The organism is Paenibacillus sp. MER TA 81-3, assembly GCF_023713585.1.
Classification (GTDB): Bacteria; Bacillota; Bacilli; order Paenibacillales; family Paenibacillaceae; genus Paenibacillus_B; species Paenibacillus_B profundus.
Genome location: NZ_JAMAWB010000020.1, coordinates 112,331 through 130,333, shown reverse-complemented (window position 1 = coordinate 130,333; position 18,003 = coordinate 112,331). Strand labels below are relative to the sequence as shown.

The window sequence follows — 18,003 nt, the reverse complement described above, 5'->3', positions numbered from 1 at the left end:
TACTCGGATCATACCATCTTGCACGCAAATACTGTAGATTCGTATCTGCGTCCCAGTACTCTCCCGAGTAGCGGAAGATATTCGGTACTTGCTCCTCCTGGGTTAATGGATTGCCCCAGATATCATACGTATAGCGGTTCAGTATGTTTCCTTGGGCATCCCGAATTTCCGTAATGTCGCCGTGTCCGTTGGATACGTAGTATTGCAAGGCGTTCTGCCCCGGAATTTGACGGGCCAACAGCTTGCCGTTCAGATCATGGATATACGCTGCCGTAATGGTGACGCTGCCGTTCGCTTCTGCCTTGCCTTCGGCCACAATCTTCGCCCGCTCGTCATAGTAGTAACGGGTTGTTATGCCTCCCTCGGACCGTTCAACCATAAGGTTATCCCCATTATAGCGGTAACTAACCACCTTACCATCCTCTGTCGTTACTTGAGTCAAACGATTGCGGCTATCGTATGTGTAGCTTGCTCCCTTGATGTCCAGCGCATGATCGCTGTACAGGGTGCTGCGGTTGTCCCGCAAATCGTAGGTATAGGTTTCATTGAACTGACTCGAAGTCTTAATCCGGTTCAATGGATCGTAGCTGAATTGGAAAGCTGCTCCGTTGTCATTCTTCGCTATGATATTTCGGTTGTTGTCGTAGTTGTACGTATACTGAGCGAACTGTGCGCTGTTCTGAGTCTGTTGGATGCCGGACAGGTTGAAGCCATCATACGTATAGGTTTCACTCAATCCTGGAGCAGATTTCAGCTCAGCCAAACGCTTGAATGATCCATCATATTTATACTCGAATCGCGATAACTGCGTACCGCTGCCATCCAAGACGCTCAGACTCGTTGGGTTTGGCAGAACTGCATGATATCCCGTCTGCTGAACGATCCGATTGCCGCCAACAGCCACTGCTTGTTCCGTGCGCAGCCCGCGAACCTCATAATCGTAACCAATACGCGTTTGATCCGGATAGGTAATGGATGCTAGTTCTCCTGATGGATAGTACGCATAATTTGTCGTTCTCGTCTGATCGGTCATGGCCGTACGGTTTCCTGCTGCGTCATAGCTGTAGGAAATCGTCTCGTCCGGTGCGATGCTGGTTATAAGGAAATTCCGGTTGTTATATACGTACTGTTGAACTTGACCTTTCCGATCGATGCTCTTAATCAAGTTACCGTTGCCGTCATAATAGAAACGCTTGCTCTGCTTCTTCGGATCGGTTTGCTCCAGCAAACGGCCAATGTCGTCATACCGTTTCTGAATCGTATTGCCGTCCGCATATTTTACTTCGACCATATCGCCTACCAGATTATACTGATAACGCGTCGTTTTCCCTCCGGCATCCGTTACGGCGATCACGTGTCCCAGGACATCGTGCTCATATTTCGTTGCGTTATTGTTTCCGTCGTACGCAACCTTGACGTTTCCCGCAAAGTCGTATTCGTAACGGGCCAATACCACCGCCTGACCGGATGGCTTGATCTCTTCTTTCTTAATGAGCCTGTTCATGATATCGTACGTTTCACGAATGGCGTTGTTGGCCCCGTCGATCGTCGTCTTCGTGTGGGCTGCATCGTCATAGACGATACGATTCACTCCGTAAAGGAAGTTTTCCTTGATGACGCGATCCCAGGCGTCATACTCATATTCAATCTGAAGCTGTCCGCCAAACTTCCCTTTTCGAATAAGCCGGCCGTTCTCATCATACGCATGTTCGGCAATACCACGCCCGTTGGTTTCGGCGATCAGATTGCCGAGCGGATCGAAATGCTTCTCGATTCGCAGCCCATTCGGATCGGTGATGAACATCTTATTAGCTTGATCATCATAAACGATTGTTGTCTTCGTTCCATCCGGATTGATTTCGGCCGTAATTCGCCCCAGCTTGTCATACGTATAGGCGGTACTGTTTCCATTGCCGTCCGTAAATTTCGTCGGAAGCCCTGTCTCAGGAATATAGTCCATACTGCTTTCGACCACTTCATTGCTGCCGTCAACGTTCTTAACGCCTACGATTTGCCCGCTTAAAAAGAATCGCTTGAAATCAGGGCTGAATTGCTGATAAACAACCGTCTCGGAAGTATCTCCCTTGATTCGAATCTTGAGCGGATTGCCGGCATAGTCATACTCATAATTTAGCTGCTGAACAATCTCTCCCTTGTTATTCTTGGAGATCGCCTGCATTAATCCTCCGCGATCCTCATCATATTCATACTCGGAACGCAGGTTCATGTCCCGATCTATCGGCAGGACACTGTTCATCAAGCCGAACTTCCTTAGCGACACGATGGCGTACTCGTAACGGCTTGTTGCCCCGAGCGGATTCGTCTCGGATTCAATAAAGCCCCATTCATTGCGATCATACGTCCGTGTTGTAACGCGGGAAGCGGATGAAGCTCCTCCTTGATAATTCGTCTCCTCGATGCGGATCGGATTCGGATTTCTTCGAGCTGTATCGTACCTGTACGTAAACACCTGACTGTCGTTTGTTCGCTGGTCTACCATAGCCTTCCTCGTGTTATATACTACCGAAGGAGAGAGGTAATCCGTATACTGTTTGTCGTACGAATAGGTTACAGTCTTAAATTTGTCGTACACATCTACAGAAAACGTGAAGTTTTGATCGAAATACTGCCCTACATCCCCATTGTTATATCTCAATATAAGCTCATTCTTCTTCGTATTGTCCTGTGTGCTATAGTAGTTACGACGTGCTTTGTACCTTATAACCTGCTCTTCTGCATACTCTCCGATCTTCCGGTAAATGGAACTATCGAATCCATATTCCGTAATGGCCTTGGTTGGGTGTTCAATTACCCCCAGCGCGATGGTCTCGTTCTTTCCCCAGAATATGATGCGATCATTACCAGTCAGATATTTGTATGAATCAACCAGATTAAAGTTCAGCCAGTTCCACACGCCGTAATCATATTTGGTCGAACGCCCAAGCGGATCGATTACTTCCGTTAGGATATCTTGCTCCCGGGAGAGCAGATCATTCTTTATTTTATTAACCCTTTCTTTCTTATAGATCACCCTTTGATCCCCGGTTTGGATGGAGAGCGTATTATCGCTGTTGTAGGAAATATTCATTTCGTTCATATATCGGTGATCCCTGCTTGAGCTTCGGATTAGATACAGAACGTAACCAACATCCGGTTGGTATTTATACGAAAATTGAATCCAATTGCCGTACTTATCTTCAATTAATATCAGTTGGCCGGAATGGCTAAAATACTGTGTGATTCCCGTCTTCAGATTATGAAGTTCATAGGAGGCTCTATCTCCCGTCTGTAGGTACTTGTCCGTATCACTAAAGTCCAAATCGCGGAATGGATATCCGAGCAGTCGGTCATTTTCGGATAAGCTGTAGGTGCCGAGGCCCGAAATGTAGATATAGCGGTTGTTGTTGACCTTCTTAATATACGAAATATCCCAGATCCACCCCTTGCCGAGATGGAATATTTGTTCTTCCTGTGTTTCCTGCGTACTTTCTTCCCATTCCATCTATCTACATAAATATCGTCCTTCGCCAAGGAGCTGTCATAGATTCTCCGCAGCGCACCAAGCCGTTCGACCCCGGCATGACGAGATCAGTTACTTCGACGCGCAGGGAACCGTCTACGGTCGAGATATGATCATTTACAGCTCCAACGGAGTAAGGAGCTTGATCCAGCCGAATCGGCTTATTGCGCAAGGCGATCTCATCATAAGGCTCGCTGCCGGAGAACATCCGCATTCCGTACACTAGATCCGTTACCGACCGTTCCTTCTTGCCGTATACTTGCTCCGTTACGCTGGTTTGATATACGGCCTCGGCCACGCTTTTCATTCGTTCCTTGTGAGCCACCAGCGGATCGGGAGACGGCTTCGGATAAGTGTGGTTCATGAACTCTTCGTAGTCCTTGCCCTGCCGCTGAGCTTGCAGGCCTTGATAGATTTGATGGAGTTCATAGCCTTGGAGCAGCTCCTCCTGCACCCAATCCCGGGTCACGCCAAATCTCTCGGTGACGGATGTAATGGTAATCAGCTCTTCCGGATTAAAATCTGCGAAGGTTGCTTGAGCCCCATATACATTGGAAGTGACGGAAGGCGAATGCAGGGGAGGCCCTGCAGAAGAGAAAAACTCTTGCGCCGATGCAACAGGCACTCCAGTTATCGTCAATAGGAATACAAGAATAACGGCCATCCATTTCTTCATGCTTTATCCTCCTAAAAACGTGTTCTTCAGTCGTTTATTTGATTTAGCTGGTTGCGGGCGGCTTGGGCGGGGTTGGCACGCTAATCGAATCGTCCGGCGGCGGACCTGAAGGCATGAAGTGGATAAAGTTTATGAACACTTTGCCTTCCCCGCTCTGGGATTCAGAACGTATGACCGCGTTCACACGGGCCGTTGCCGCATCCTTAGGCACCGCATAACTAGTTGTGCTTTTCGTTACGAATTCATCCCCGGTGACGGAATAATATGTCGGATCCTTGAAGCTTATAAATTGAATTGGCGCGCCATTGCGGTCATAAAATTTGACTGTGACCATGAATATTGCTCCTTTAAGCTGACGCACACTTGCGCCAACCCTTAAATAATATTTCGTGATGTTATTTACAGATAGTTCTTGGCTAATTCCAGCCGCCTCATATCCTCTCAGGTATTTTGCAGTGATGAGATGAAGCGTTTTTCCATCCATATATTTCAGATCCGCTTGAACTTTCTTCGAATCAGGCGCGATGATCTCCCAACCGTTTACCGTTGGATCATCCTCACTTCTGTAATCGAACAAGAAGTTGGATAATATCCCCTTGTATGTGCCTAACCGAAATTGCACATTGTCCACATAAATGGTTCCCGCGGCTTCATTACTCAGCCCTTTGATTCCAACCATTAGCGCGGCATAATCCGCTTTCAAGGGCGCGCTTATCGTATCGGATACGGTAATGAATTTGCCTGCCGTCAGATGAGGATGCTGCCGCACCACCTGTCTTTCGATCCACGTCCCGTCTTTCTTGTAAAAATCGACGGCAATTTCAGCTGCCGCACCATTGAGCTGTTCGATCCGCACGGCTGCGCTGACATGGTAGGAGACGCTTTGGGTCTCGAATTGTTGTGTCACCCCGAGAAACCCGTCTTTACCGATGCCCGAACCCGACACTTTCACATATTGATTGCGGTTGTTGCGCTGCAACTGAATGTGCGCCTGCCGGGCCCGGTCCATGGCGTGCTCCCACAATACCGGCTCTTCCCCCGTGCCTGCAGTTTGAAAATCGCCATTTATCAGATAATTGTCGTTATGGCCGACCATAGCGTAGACGCCTCTTATGTTCAATTCCCCGGCTGCCTGATCCCCCCCGGCACGAATCACAATATAGATCATCGCTTGCGTCGCATGTTCCGGAACTATCCCCCCCCTGCCCGACAACGTTATGAATCCATTCGTGTTAGATGAATAAGACCGTACGATTCTGGGCTTCGTGTAGCCTTGATCCGTGCGATAGGAGGCCAGCAGTTGGATTGTTGCGTTAGTCAAGTTTTTTGCCTCCACGGCGGCCTTCATTTGCAAGCCTTGATGGGGGAGAGCAGAGATTGGAATCTCTTGTTTTACACCCGCGATCGCATCGCGGTTCATGTTCGAAGCCGTTATTTGTTGATAGTAGTTCGAGCCTGCCTGCATTCTTGCATAATGCGCGTTAGCCGTTCCTTCCGTTACTTTCAGCCAGTGCGTGCCTAGCTGCTGATCTCCATGCGTAAACACGGCATTTTGCACATTGTTAATGGTCGAGTCTTGAAGCTGGCTGTACCCTTTTCTTTTCCCAACCATGTTCCCGTTGGAATCGTAATTCAGAGCGAACGCCTCCCAGTCACTTTCCGTTTTGTACAACTGGCCGTTCTGATTGTAATCGTAGCGCACCTCTGCCGCATAAATGGAATGGTTCGTGCCAAGGATGAAGCAGGCAATGAGGGCCACCTTCAACCAACGCTTGAATATGGATCTCATAGTTTCCTCCTTATAAAAGAAATAAATCTCCCAGCATAGTAGACAACGCTTTCATTTTTCTTTTGGCCCTGTAAGCCCCTAGCTAACTTGTCCACATCACTCTTTTAATAAGCCCTTTCTTCTGGATTTCAACTAAATAGGTATCAAGTTCTTGGCTTAGTTGGACCACATCATCATCTGTGAAATTTTTTCCTTCCTGAACTGCTTTTATCATTAATAGTCTAGTATTCTCGATTTTTCTGATTAACGTTTCATCCGCCTCGCTAAGTGTCTCGAACATAGTCACACTCTTAATGAAGTAATCAACAGCCTCATTTTGTCTCCCTATTTTGTTGAAATATTTACCCTTGTTGATATAGTAATGCGCATTTTCTTTTTTAATAATTGGATTGGAGAGATCTAATTCCATAAACTCTTGTTCACGTTGAAATAATTGATGTGCAGCATGCAGATCATTGTTTGAGAGATAATAAGTAAGGAGTGAGTTCACGATGTTAATCTTGTGGGTAGATGAATCCAAACATTGCTTCAATTGCTCAATAGCTAATTCGATCTTTCCCTTTCTTTCATTAAGTTTGGCTGTCATGAAGTCCACATTCTCTTTGACAAAAGGAAAGTTGAACAAACTGAATGTTTTTAAATACTTCTCTGCTAGTTCATACTGCTTTTGATGAAAATAGGAGGAACATATCAACAAGGTGGAGTACGCCTTAAAGCTGCTCTCATCTTCATCTTCAATGACAGCCCTCTTGCAAATCTCGATACTTTCGCAAAACCTTCTCAAATTGTATGCGTGTACGCCCAGTTTGTAATATAAAGTGACTCGCTCTTCGCTAGATAAGAACTCGACATATTGCAAAACAATTTTGCCGGATTCATATGTTTCTTCCAGCTTGCTGAAATCATTTCGTGCCACTAAATACTTATGAAACGTGCCTTGTGCAATGTATGATTGCTTGCTGTGGATTCTGGCATAGGTGATGATAGTATCGAATAACGCGAGTTGAAGTTCGTCTGTACCAGATAGTTGTTGGGTCATATGAAATAACTTTTGCAGCAAAACGCCGCTCTCTCCATCTTGGGAAGTCAAAAACAGTGACGCTATTTTTTCCGACAATGAACTATCTTGATAGGCAATGGAATCCTGCAGCAATTCGAACAATGTCTCTGAACGGGGATCAGTTAACATAAAATGATCGAGCACTTCATTCAGGGGGATTTGCAACACAGAAATGATGGGTTGTATCGTTTTGTAATTAAGCTGTTTCATGTTACCATTTTCGATTTTGGAAATGCTTCCTCTATTAATCCCTGATAAATCGGCCAATTTTGTCTGCGTCATTGATCGCTCATTCCGATAGCGTTGAATCAGTTCCCCCAATGTTGAAATCACAGTGCTGACGGAACCCACACCATCACATCCTTAAAATGGAATCACAAACCACCTACACTTTACCATTTCAAGATTGTTATGTAAATCATATTTGCCGGTAAAAAGAAAAAACAACGCGCATAAAAATCAGCACGTTGTTTTTCATCCTTTATACACTCAGAGATTTCTCCTGCTTCCGTTCCTGCACCGTCTTCTTGATGAGTATATTTCCCCAATCCGTACGGTAAAATCGCACCATCAACGATATGCCGAGCACCATCAAATATAAGTACAGCGACATCCATGCGCCGATGCTGCCCCAGTCGAATACATAAATAAACACGTACGCAAGCGGCACGAAAATGAGCCAACTGGTAACGAGCGAGGCGCGCATGAGGAAGGTTGTATCTCCAATGCCCCGCAAAGCGCCCGCATAAAAGTTGTACAGCGCATCGAACAGCTGCAAAAATGCCGAGGTCATAATCAGCACCGCCGCCAGATGGAATACTTCAGGGTCGGTATTGTTATAGAGCTTCGCAATCGGTTCTGCAAATATGAACTCCGCCGCGCCAAGCAGCAGAATAAATATGGAGCCCATTATGGCAACATCGGTCCCTACGCGCCTGCCTCGCAGCGGATCTCCGCGTCCCACTTCCTGCCCCACCATAATCGTCGCCGTTGAGCCAAAGGCAAACGCCGGCATGAACCCGAAGGCCATCACGTTAAGGGCTATTTCGTTGGCAGCTAGTGCCGTCGTCCCAAGCCGTGCGACGAACATCGTGAAAATAAACATGGACACGCTCATCGAAAATTCCTGCATTCCGAGCTTGAAGCTTTCACTAACGAGCTGCTTCAATTCGCTTAGACGCACCTTCACTCTGGACCGCGTGTTGAATTGCTTATGCTTCCTTACAAAGAATACATACAGCGCCAAAATAATGCCGACGATTTCGCCAATTAATATCGCATAGCCCGCTCCGTTCAGCCCCAGCTCCGGGAACCCGAAATGGCCGAACGTCAACACGTACACCAACGCCACAATCGTAACGTTGCTCGCAATGGACAGTATCATCGAGGTTCTCGTATCGCCGATTCCCCGCAAAAAGCCATGCAGCGAGAACGAGACGATGCCGAAGGACTGCGCAAAGATCCGCAATTGCAAGTAGTAGGTTCCCATCTCGGTAATTTCCTTCGAGCCGCTGGCCAAGTATAGGATGTTGTCGGAGAAAAACAAGCCAATCAAAAACAGCAATATGCCGACCGTCACACTAATGTAAAAGGCGATGTAGGTGCGGCGAATCCCGCTTTTCATTTCATTCGCGCCATAGTTCTGGGCAACTAGATAGTTAACGGTATGGCCTATCCCAGAGAATAAGGCGAACGTATTATAAATGATAATGTTAACGACGCCCACAATCGCTATGATGATAGCGCCCAAATGCCCCACCATAATCAGATTGATCGTTCCGATTACCGTCTGCGTCGCAAAGGACAGCAAAGATGGGATCGCTAACAACAAAATACTCTTCCAATTTTTCACTTGAAGTTCCACCTGTCTGCAGCATCAATTCGTGTAAGCGGAATATATCGTACCAGATATTTCATGGGCTGGCTACCCTATTTTTCTCCGTAAGATCGGGCTGTTCTGAGTTGTTAGCTGTTTAACTGCAGACGTACAGCTCGTATTTGGAGTAGTCGCTCTGTCTGCATTCGAGCGTCAGCTTCGTTCCATGCTCCTCATACTCGGTCGAGAGAATCGTTGCATGCTCGTTCAAGTACGAGACAAGCTGGCCTTGATCGTAAGGAATGAGCATCTCGCATGTTACATAATCTTTGAAAATGCGTTCCCGAATCGCCCCGATAAGCTCATCGATGCCCTGCTTCTGCTTGGCGGCCGTATACACAATGTTATCCTGAGATTGCGGAATATCGCCTTCCTTCAGATCGATTTTATTGTAGGCGTATATCATCGGAATGTCCTCGACGTCAATCGCCTTCAGCGTCTCGTTCGTAATGCGGATGTGCTGCTCGTATTCCGGGTTGGAGAAGTCGACGACATGGACGAGCAGCTCCGAATCCTTCACCTCTTCCAGCGTCGAACGGAATGCCTTCACGAGATGATGCGGCAGCTTGCTGACGAAGCCGACCGTATCCGTCAGCAGGAACGTCTTGTTGTCCTCCAGCTCGATATTGCGCACGGACGTCTCCAGCGTGGCGAACAGCATATCTTTTTCAAAGACGAATTTGTCCTTCGTCTCTGTGTACAGCTCCACCAACGCATTCATGACGGTAGACTTGCCCGCATTCGTATAACCAACGAGCGACACGACCGGAACCTCGGTCTTCTTGCGCTTTTTGCGCTGCGTCTGACGGTGGGCGACGAGCACCTCCAGCTCCTTGTTCAGCGCGTTTATTTTCTCCTCGATTCTGCGGCGGTCGAGCTCCAGCTTCTTCTCACCCGCGCCTCTGTTCTTCGTGCCGACACCACCGCTCTGACGGCCAAGGGATTCACGCAGACCAGCCAAGCGCGGCAGCATATATTGCAGTTCCGCCACCTCTACCTGCAGCTGTGCTTCTCTCGTTCGCGCCCGATCGCCGAAAATATCTAAAATGAGTATCGTCCGGTCGATAACTTTGCAATCGAGATCGCTTTCCAGGTTGCGAATCTGAGAAGGAGACAGCTCGTCGTTGAAGATGACCATATTAGCCTGATGCAGCTCCATCAACGCCCTCACGTCCTGAAGCTTCCCGGTGCCGATGTAATGCGACGTATTGACCCTGCTCAGATTCTGCGTCACGACGCCTGCGACTTCCACATCACAGGCAGCAGCCAGGTTGGCAAGCTCCTCCATGGAATATTCGAAATCCGGCTGGTGATTCAAATTGACTCCGGCGAGTATCGCCTTTTGTGGTTCTACGGTAAGTTGTTCCATATGTGATTCCTCCGTTACTTTACTTGTAGATAATGTTCAATTATGCCCCTTATGCTCGCGAGCTTTTCGCACATAAAGAGGTTGTTCAAGAAATGCTTTTTTAACCTGATTCCATCCTGACCGTTGAATGCCGAATGAACGCAAAAAAACACAGACGTGTCGCCTGTGCTTCGAGTAAACGGGGGAAAGAGAGTCGCTAATGCGCGCAGATCAATTACGTACTAGGGTGACAAAACACACTGTATCCGCTGGCGTCAGTCCCTCTGTACGAGGCACAACGAGCGGCGAAGTGGCGATCACCCAATCAGTAATTTGGTTACCGTCGATAGATCCATAAGCACCGCCCCGTTGCAGTCCTTGCACTTGTAAGACAAGTCGATTAAAGACGGCAGCAGGCGGAGCGTTCGATCAAGATACTGACGGTACGCGCTTCATCCTTGGCAGGTACTATGTTTTAAGGGCACAAAAAAAGAGGGCCAATTCGTCCTCCCTCTTCTGTCATGCAGTATATAGGGTTCCCTAAAAATAGGCAGACCAATCCCGATTACTCTGCACACAGGCAGAGCCATTGAGCACTATTCAGTTAGTGTCAAAAACGTTCAATCGGATTCTTCCGAAATGGAAGAAGGCTGCCTTATCAATCATTGGGAACCCTCCGTTCTGTAAAAGTTACCATTATCTTAGCACAGCACAATCGCCAGAGCAAGTGGACATTTTCACTGTATCCTGCATGGTGTGCGGTGGAATGGCCACGCGGGGGCGTAATGCAATAGTCACGGGCGGGGCCTAATTCCGGCGCTACGTGGTGATGTGAAGCCAGCAGCGTGGCGGACATTTATTTTTCTATGCCGCATGGCTTATGAGTGGTGCAACCAGGCATAAGTGGTGCTAGTAGTACGTGTCAGAAGGCTGAAAAAGGGTGGATGGCAATGAAAAAGGAGCCATACGCATTTTGCAGCACAGGTGGAGGTAACTCGCATATTCCATTGGAAATCGTACAGTGAAATGTACAGACTTTACGTCCAAACAGCACTTTGACTGTATTTCGTACAGCGGATTTCAGCGATCTATAGAGATTTCCGCTAAATGAGCCCCAATCCACTGGACGAATTCCAATGAAACCTCTCTGCCAAGTTATAACCGTACTGTTTCATTGGACAAAATCCAATGGAGTCTAGACTATCAACACAGACGAAGCGATAGTGAGTCTATTCAGCAGATAATATTAAGTGGCTAAATACTCACCTATCGCCTATAAAAAATCCAAGAGAGCAAGCAGCACATTTAATTCCTCATAGGCACGTTACATACGAAAGAACCGCCCATACGGGCCGCATAGCTAGTTAGGCATTCAATTCCTCATAGGTACGTTACATACTTATTGACGCTAATCCTGACACGTGCACCTTCCGACATTCAATTCCTCATAAGTACGTTACATACTCGGCGCGATTGCTTCGTGGTCGAACTGGCGTAACATACATTCAATTCCTCATAGGTACGTTACATCCCCCGTAAAAAAGCTTTAGTGGCAGCGTTTCTGAAAAAGCAACAAAGAAAAACACTATGTATCCCAAAACTATGTAACATATTTATCCTTGATACTACAGGCCATGGTAGCAAAATCGGCTGTCGTCGATCTCCCTGGATTTTTGCGCTATTAGGGGTAGACGACAAGTTCATAGACGAATTCCCTCACCCTTGTTTACCTAAAATCCCCATACCATCCACATTACCTTTTTCACCACGTGCAACCATTTTGCAACCGCTTTCTTATATAATCTGATTGGTGCCGCCATGCGGCGCTTCTTACAACAAAGCGGCTGTACGCCAACCATAATATGTGGACAGCCGCCAATCAAAGGAGGATGTCAATGCATACACGATGTTTGCCTGCCATTGTCATCGCTGTGTTGTTCGTCTGTGCGCTGCTTGCACCGCTCTCTTCAGTACAGGGAAGCGGGACGAAGCTAGTGCTGGAGCAGACGTATGCGAACGTCAGCAATGGCTGGAGCAAGGTGGAGCGCTGGAAGGACAACAGCCCACTGTTCGCCGCGGAAGACTATCCAACAGATGGACGGGGCGATCAGAACGGCCAGCGGCTGACGTTTTTCGGCGGAGTGAAGAAGCCGCATTCCAGCCGCTTCTTGCTCTACTATGCTCCACAGTTCGATACGAATCCGGTGCAGACGCCAGTTCTTCTCGTTCATGGCGCCAACGACAACGCCGATCGGGCCTGGGCCAATCCGAACGAGGCCGGTTCCAACGCTTGCGGCGCCGCTGCTTGTCCGGGCACCGGGCTGATGCAATTTTTGGTTAGCAAAGGCTACAAAGTATTTGCGATTAATTTCGGACATAAGCACGGGAATAACTACTATGCTGCCGAACTGATCCATGATGCGATCAACGTCATCAAGGACGTTACGAGCGCAAGCAAGGTCGACGTCATCGGCTGGAGTAAAGGAGCGTTCGCCTCTCGAATGTACGCCTCCTCGGTCACCAAAGCTGGCGGCACCCCTTATGCCGGTGACATTCGCAAGTTGATCCTAATCGGCAATCCGAACAAAGGCATGGATTTCATTTTCCGCCATGGCTGGACCTTCAATTTCGGCATTATTCCGGCATGCGGCGGGAATACAAATGCCCCTTCCCCACATACACGGATGATGTGTTATGGCTTGTGGCGGCATCACCCCGAGCTATCCATTTACGCCACGGCGCAAGGCGACTTTTTCCCGGGCCAGCGGCAAATGTTGGCCAAATGGGCGGATGTCTACCCGCTTCCTCTCGATGAGCAGGATTGGTATACGACCTACTATGGCGGTCAAGGATTTTTTACGAAAGGAATAGGCATCGATGCGGCTATTCAACAGGGTTCGCTAGTCGATACGATCTTGGCGGCGGGCATTCCGGCGACAATCGAGACGTATCTGCTGTCGGGCAATCAGAACGACATCTCCGTCATTCATAGTGAGCACACGGGCCCAAGCGATGGCGTCGTCTTCCTCCAAAGCGCTGCCGGAGTTCAGGGAATCGGCAATGTGGCCGGCAATGTAACGGTACGGCACAATCATTTGGAGCTCGGCTGGGCAATGCCTTCAGCTAATCTGATCGAGCAGTGGCTCAAGCTGCATTGACCCTCAATCATGACCGCACAATCTTTTGGCATGAACATCTACTCTGCCACCTGATAGTTTCCTACTAAAGTTCGAGAAATTTATTTTTCAGCGACAGAAATATGTGTTAAATATTTGTATATTTATTGAATATATTCCCACAACGGCTGTATAATGGCCGTGTAAGCATATTTTAATATCTAAGGAGGAATATAATGAAAAAGTTTGTGTTTGCCATTATTCTGTTCGTGCTGGTGTTGCCTGCCCCTATCAGCGCCCTCGGCCAAGACGACATCATGGACCGCATTCTGGAATTGTATCCGAATGTCACGAAAGAACAGCTTGCATCCGATATTGAATACGCTTCCAGCGTCACGAAGCAATCAAGCGATGCCATCGCCCGCCAAATGTACGAAGAATTAAGCTTGAAAGTTCCCGAGCCGCAAGAGGGCATTTACTCTGCTGACAAAGGTTCAGGCGTGTATCCGCTCGCCTCAAGCAGCAAAGGCGACGTCTTCTTCGAAACCGCCTCAACAGCCGGCATTCCCCATGGCCACGTCGGCATCTATTACACCCCAGACTATATCGTTGAATCCGTACCCAGCACCGGTGTTCGCAAAGTGAAGCTGATCGACAAGCGCGTCGATAAAGGCTCCAAAATCATTACGCTCAAGAAAGTGCACGCCAGCACGACTGCCAGAGCGCAAGCTGCCGATTGGGCGAACGGCCGTTTGGGTGAAGACTATTCGTATAATTTCGCCACGAACCGGTTGACTTCGTGCACAGGAGACAAGAACTGCTCCAAGCTGGTCTGGTGCGCCTTCAAAGAAAAAGCCAATATCGACATCGATCTGGACGGCGGGCTTGGCGTCTATCCGGTGGATATTCGGGATTCTTCTTTGTTCGTCACCTTGAAAAGTTATTAATTCTTCCGCTTCGAGATGAAATCCATTATGGGAAAACCGTCGCTGCGAGCCGTCATACGATTGTGTCTTTTCATCCTCTTAACGCTCGCCATCACCTGCTTCCTGCTCTCATGCAGCACCAATTCTTCCACCAACCTAGATCAATCCGACCTCCAGCTCGATGAAGCCATGGCCCTTGTCTACTACTCGACTTCCTTAACCAAGGAGTATTACAACAAGGGAACATCATATTTGCTGTATATCGGCAAGAAAGGAGATATCCGGACCGTCGCTGGAGAAGGCCTGGAATGGAACGCTCCCGTCAAGCTTCCCGGTGTCGACAGCCTCGTCGTTCAACGGAAGAGCGAGGTACATGTTCAGAACAATGTTCTGAAGGCACAGTCATATGCCTCCCCCTGCTCCGTCAGTGCGGGATACCGGCAGATGTCGGGCTATCTTACCGGCAGCAATCAGTATTATTCCCTATTCAATAAGGGCGTTGGTCCAGATTCCGTATACGTCTCCACCTTCCGCTGGGGGGATGCGGGCCATCATTATTGCGAGGAAATCGGAGAATTCGTCGAAGCCCAAGGCAGCGACGAGCATGCCGTATACGCCTTGACCTCCAACCACGATACTCTCCAAGGCCTGCATCTGGTCGTACTGAAGCCAGAGAACGGGCGGCTGATTCAATCCAAGTATCCCATGCGGGACATGTACACCGGATCGCTGATTGTGCAGACCGACATGATTTCTTACCAAGATAAGCTGTACGTCGTCTTCTGCACCCGGGGTGATGACGACCGCAGCGAGCTTCAAGTCATGGAAATCGACAAGCGCACCCGCGACACCCAAACGTATCCGCTTCATATGTACGGCAAAGAGCCGGATAATGCTTTCTTCTCGCTCAGCGCGAATAGCATCGGCATCCTGCAGGATACGTTGTATTATGTGGACGGGTACGGGACGATTTTCCCCTTCTCGCTTGAAACCAACACCGTGGGAACTGCCTATTCCCTATCCCGCTTCGAGCGGAAAGCCTACTTGAACGATGAGATGGGCTATGTGCGGGGACCGTTTTTCTATCTGTACCGTTTCGACGAAGACAAACGTACGCACAAAGTGGAAAAATATCAGCTAGCGAACGGTACGCTGGTCTCGGAGTTACTCATTCCTAACTTGAGAGACGTCATCTCGCCTGAAGTTTACCTGTATGATTTTCAAATGTTGGGTGATCTGTAAGTGGAAAGGCTGCCTCGGGGTCATAGACCTTGGGGCAGCTTTTTTGTGGAGCCGCAGCTTCATTATATCGGTTTAATTTACCAATAGATCAACAGACACTAATTTTTGTTTAATAGACATACGCCCCCGTAATTGTGCCATCGTCAACCCTTCACCTGCAATACCCAACCGAGAAAATAAAGGAGGAGATCACCCGCAACATATCGCTAATGGGTACACCAAAGATGCATACTAATCACAGCAGGAGTTGACAAACATGCCAACACGAAAAGGATGGAACATTCGCTTTGCCAACATGTCGCTGCAAATCAAGCTGCCACTGCTCATCAGCGCTTTAGCCGTAGTTATGTTAGTTGGAACCAGCTCTCTATTATATTGGTTCAGTTCCGACTTGCTCTTGAAGGAAAGCAAGAACAGCATGCAGCTCAATGCCGATCGTATTGGAGAAGGCTTATGGTCAGCAGTGCAGCTCGAAGAGCAATCGATTTATCTGGGCTCGATTCATCGAACGTTTGTCGATTTGCTGCAACTGCGTGCGAAGAATGAGTTGCCTGAGGCTGATTTTTTCTCGAATAACAATCCTCTCTTTGTAAAAGCCAATGAACTGTTGGCAAAAAGCAGCCAGGGCAGCAATGGAGTCGAAGCGTTTCAAATTATCGATGCCAACGGCCTCGTCATTGCAAGCTCGAATCAAGACGCCATTCAGCAAAGCCGTACAGACCGCGAATATTTCAAAGCGGCCATGGGCGGGAAAGCATTCATAAGCGATGCGATTATTTCTAAGACCACGGGCAATCAGGTCGTTGTATTCGCTCAACCCATTCAAGCGGAGGATGACGGTGTGAAGGGCGTCTATATTGCAACCGTCAACACCTCATTTTTTGTGAACCAGTTGCAAGATGCAGGCAGAGCTGACCAAGGAAGGATCTTTATTACGAGCCGGAACGGGACTGTCATTTACCATTCTGCAGATAAGAACATGGAGGGACAAAAAGCAGAAGCGGCCAGATTTGTCGGAGTGCTGAGCAGCGCCCCGACAGGGGACATATTGCGCGGCGACATCGATGATCCAGACAACTATATTCGTTACACGAAGATTCCCGGTGCCGATTGGGTTGTAGTCGTGCATGACAGCTACGAAAACATCAAGCGTCCGCTCAATCAATTGCTGCTGAGCATTAGCATCATTACCGTGGTGGCATTGCTGCTTTCCTTGGGAGCAGGTCTGTTGATCTCCCGCTCGATTACCAATCCGATTATAAGATTGACCGGGCTGTTCAAGAGATTGGCTGCAGGTGACCTGACGGTTGTGGCCGCTGGAAAATATGAGAGTGAATTCAAAGACCTGGCGGACAGCTTTACGATGATGGTCGATCAGAACAAACGCCTTATTGCCAACATGAACAACTCGATACGGCATTTGAATACCAGCACGAACGAACTGGATTCCGCTTCCAAGCAAACCACGCAATCCATTCACGAGACGTCCCTCACAACGATGGAAATTGCAAAAGCGATGGAATCGCAAGCCCAAGATACGGAGCATATCGTCAACAAGTTCAACGGGCTTGGCGAGAAGATCGTCTACATAAACGGGACGGCCATGTCTGTAAAGGAAAGATCCGAGCAGATTATCGAAGTGTTCCATACCGGGAATCAAGTGGTGGAGAACCTTATCCAGATCAACGACAAAAATGAAGCAGAGGTGGGCAAAATCTCTGCCATGACGCAGAAGCTCGAAGCAAGCTCCAAACAGATCGGCATGATTACGGAAGCTATCGCGAAGATTGCGAGCCAAACGAATTTGCTGGCGTTGAACGCTTCGATCGAAGCTGCGCGCGCCGGAGAGCACGGCAAAGGATTCGCCGTGGTCGCTGCAGAAATTCGCAAGCTGGCGGAATTGAGCGCTAAGCAATCCAACGACATTAATGCCATCATCGAGCAGAACTTGCATCTGGTCGATGAAACCAACCATAGTGTGCAGGAGCTGCAAGAAGTATCTGCCAAGCAGGACGATTATGTCGGCCAGACGCAGCAATCCTTCCAAGTTATTTTGGAGAACGTCATGGATATATCGGAGCAAATCAACGGCATGGCGCAAGAAATGGCCGATATGGAGCAGGATAAGGACGATGTCATGGAGTTGGCCCAGAACTTATCGGCTTCGGGCGAAGAAGTGTCGGCTTCCGTGCAGGAAGTGACAGCGACCATTCAGGTGCAATCGGCCATGGTTCAGCAACTTTCTGACATGATCGAGAAAATTGACAATCTGACCAAAGAGCTGAGAGAAGCAGCTTCGAAATTCAAAACCGAATGATAACGGGATACTCCTTGATAGGATTCGTGAATTATAAAGCATCCGCTATACCAAGGTATAATTTTTAGTTTCCAATCAGTCTCCCCTTCGGTCAGTAACCGCGATGCCAGCATTGTCCAGATGCGCTCTATGG

The 18,003-nt window shown here is 48.3% G+C and carries 10 protein-coding genes; 4 read left to right on the top strand and 6 right to left on the bottom strand.

What is annotated here, in order from left to right; translation table 11 throughout:
• The 6 genes from M3650_RS24130 to hflX all read right to left on the bottom strand — a co-directional run.
• Nucleotides 1-3,502, bottom strand: a 3,502-nt coding sequence (locus M3650_RS24130; RefSeq protein WP_251578517.1) for an RHS repeat domain-containing protein, incomplete at its 3' end; no start/stop codon positions are given.
• A 4-nt stretch (nt 3,503-3,506) separates the two neighbouring features.
• Entirely contained in the window at nt 3,507-4,196 is a 690-nt protein-coding gene (locus M3650_RS24125; protein ID WP_251578515.1) for a hypothetical protein, read from the bottom strand.
• A gap of 43 nt (nt 4,197-4,239) precedes the next feature.
• Nucleotides 4,240-5,985 (bottom strand): hypothetical protein, encoded by a 1,746-nt coding sequence (locus M3650_RS24120; protein WP_251578512.1) that lies wholly within the window; start codon nt 5,983-5,985, stop codon nt 4,240-4,242.
• Nucleotides 5,986-6,067: 82 nt separating this feature from the next.
• Nucleotides 6,068-7,396, bottom strand: a complete 1,329-nt coding sequence (locus tag M3650_RS24115; protein ID WP_251578510.1) for a Spo0E family sporulation regulatory protein-aspartic acid phosphatase — start codon at nt 7,394-7,396, stop codon at nt 6,068-6,070.
• A gap of 130 nt (nt 7,397-7,526) precedes the next feature.
• Nucleotides 7,527-8,897: an MATE family efflux transporter gene (locus M3650_RS24110; protein WP_251578508.1), complete on the bottom strand. Its 1,371-nt coding sequence runs from the start codon at nt 8,895-8,897 to the stop codon at nt 7,527-7,529.
• Nucleotides 8,898-9,018: 121 nt separating this feature from the next.
• Complete coding sequence (gene hflX / locus M3650_RS24105) at nt 9,019-10,290, bottom strand: GTPase HflX (RefSeq protein WP_251578506.1); 1,272 nt, start codon at nt 10,288-10,290, stop codon at nt 9,019-9,021.
• Between the two features lie 1,874 nt (nt 10,291-12,164).
• On the opposite strand from hflX, the gene M3650_RS24100 reads away from it, so the two are divergent.
• From M3650_RS24100 to M3650_RS24085, 4 genes are all read left to right on the top strand, one after another.
• Entirely contained in the window at nt 12,165-13,427 is a 1,263-nt protein-coding gene (locus tag M3650_RS24100; protein ID WP_251578504.1) for an esterase/lipase family protein, read from the top strand.
• 194 nt (nt 13,428-13,621) lie between these two features.
• Nucleotides 13,622-14,332 (top strand): YiiX/YebB-like N1pC/P60 family cysteine hydrolase, encoded by a 711-nt coding sequence (locus M3650_RS24095; RefSeq protein ID WP_251578502.1) that lies wholly within the window; start codon nt 13,622-13,624, stop codon nt 14,330-14,332.
• A gap of 27 nt (nt 14,333-14,359) precedes the next feature.
• Nucleotides 14,360-15,553 carry a hypothetical protein gene (locus M3650_RS24090; protein WP_251578500.1) on the top strand — a complete coding sequence of 398 codons (1,194 nt, stop codon included), beginning with the start codon at nt 14,360-14,362 and terminating at the stop codon, nt 15,551-15,553.
• A gap of 256 nt (nt 15,554-15,809) precedes the next feature.
• The gene (locus M3650_RS24085) at nt 15,810-17,870 is read left to right on the top strand and encodes a methyl-accepting chemotaxis protein (protein WP_251578498.1); all 2,061 of its coding nucleotides are present in this window, start codon (nt 15,810-15,812) and stop codon (nt 17,868-17,870) included.
• Nucleotides 17,871-18,003: the final 133 nt, after the last annotated feature.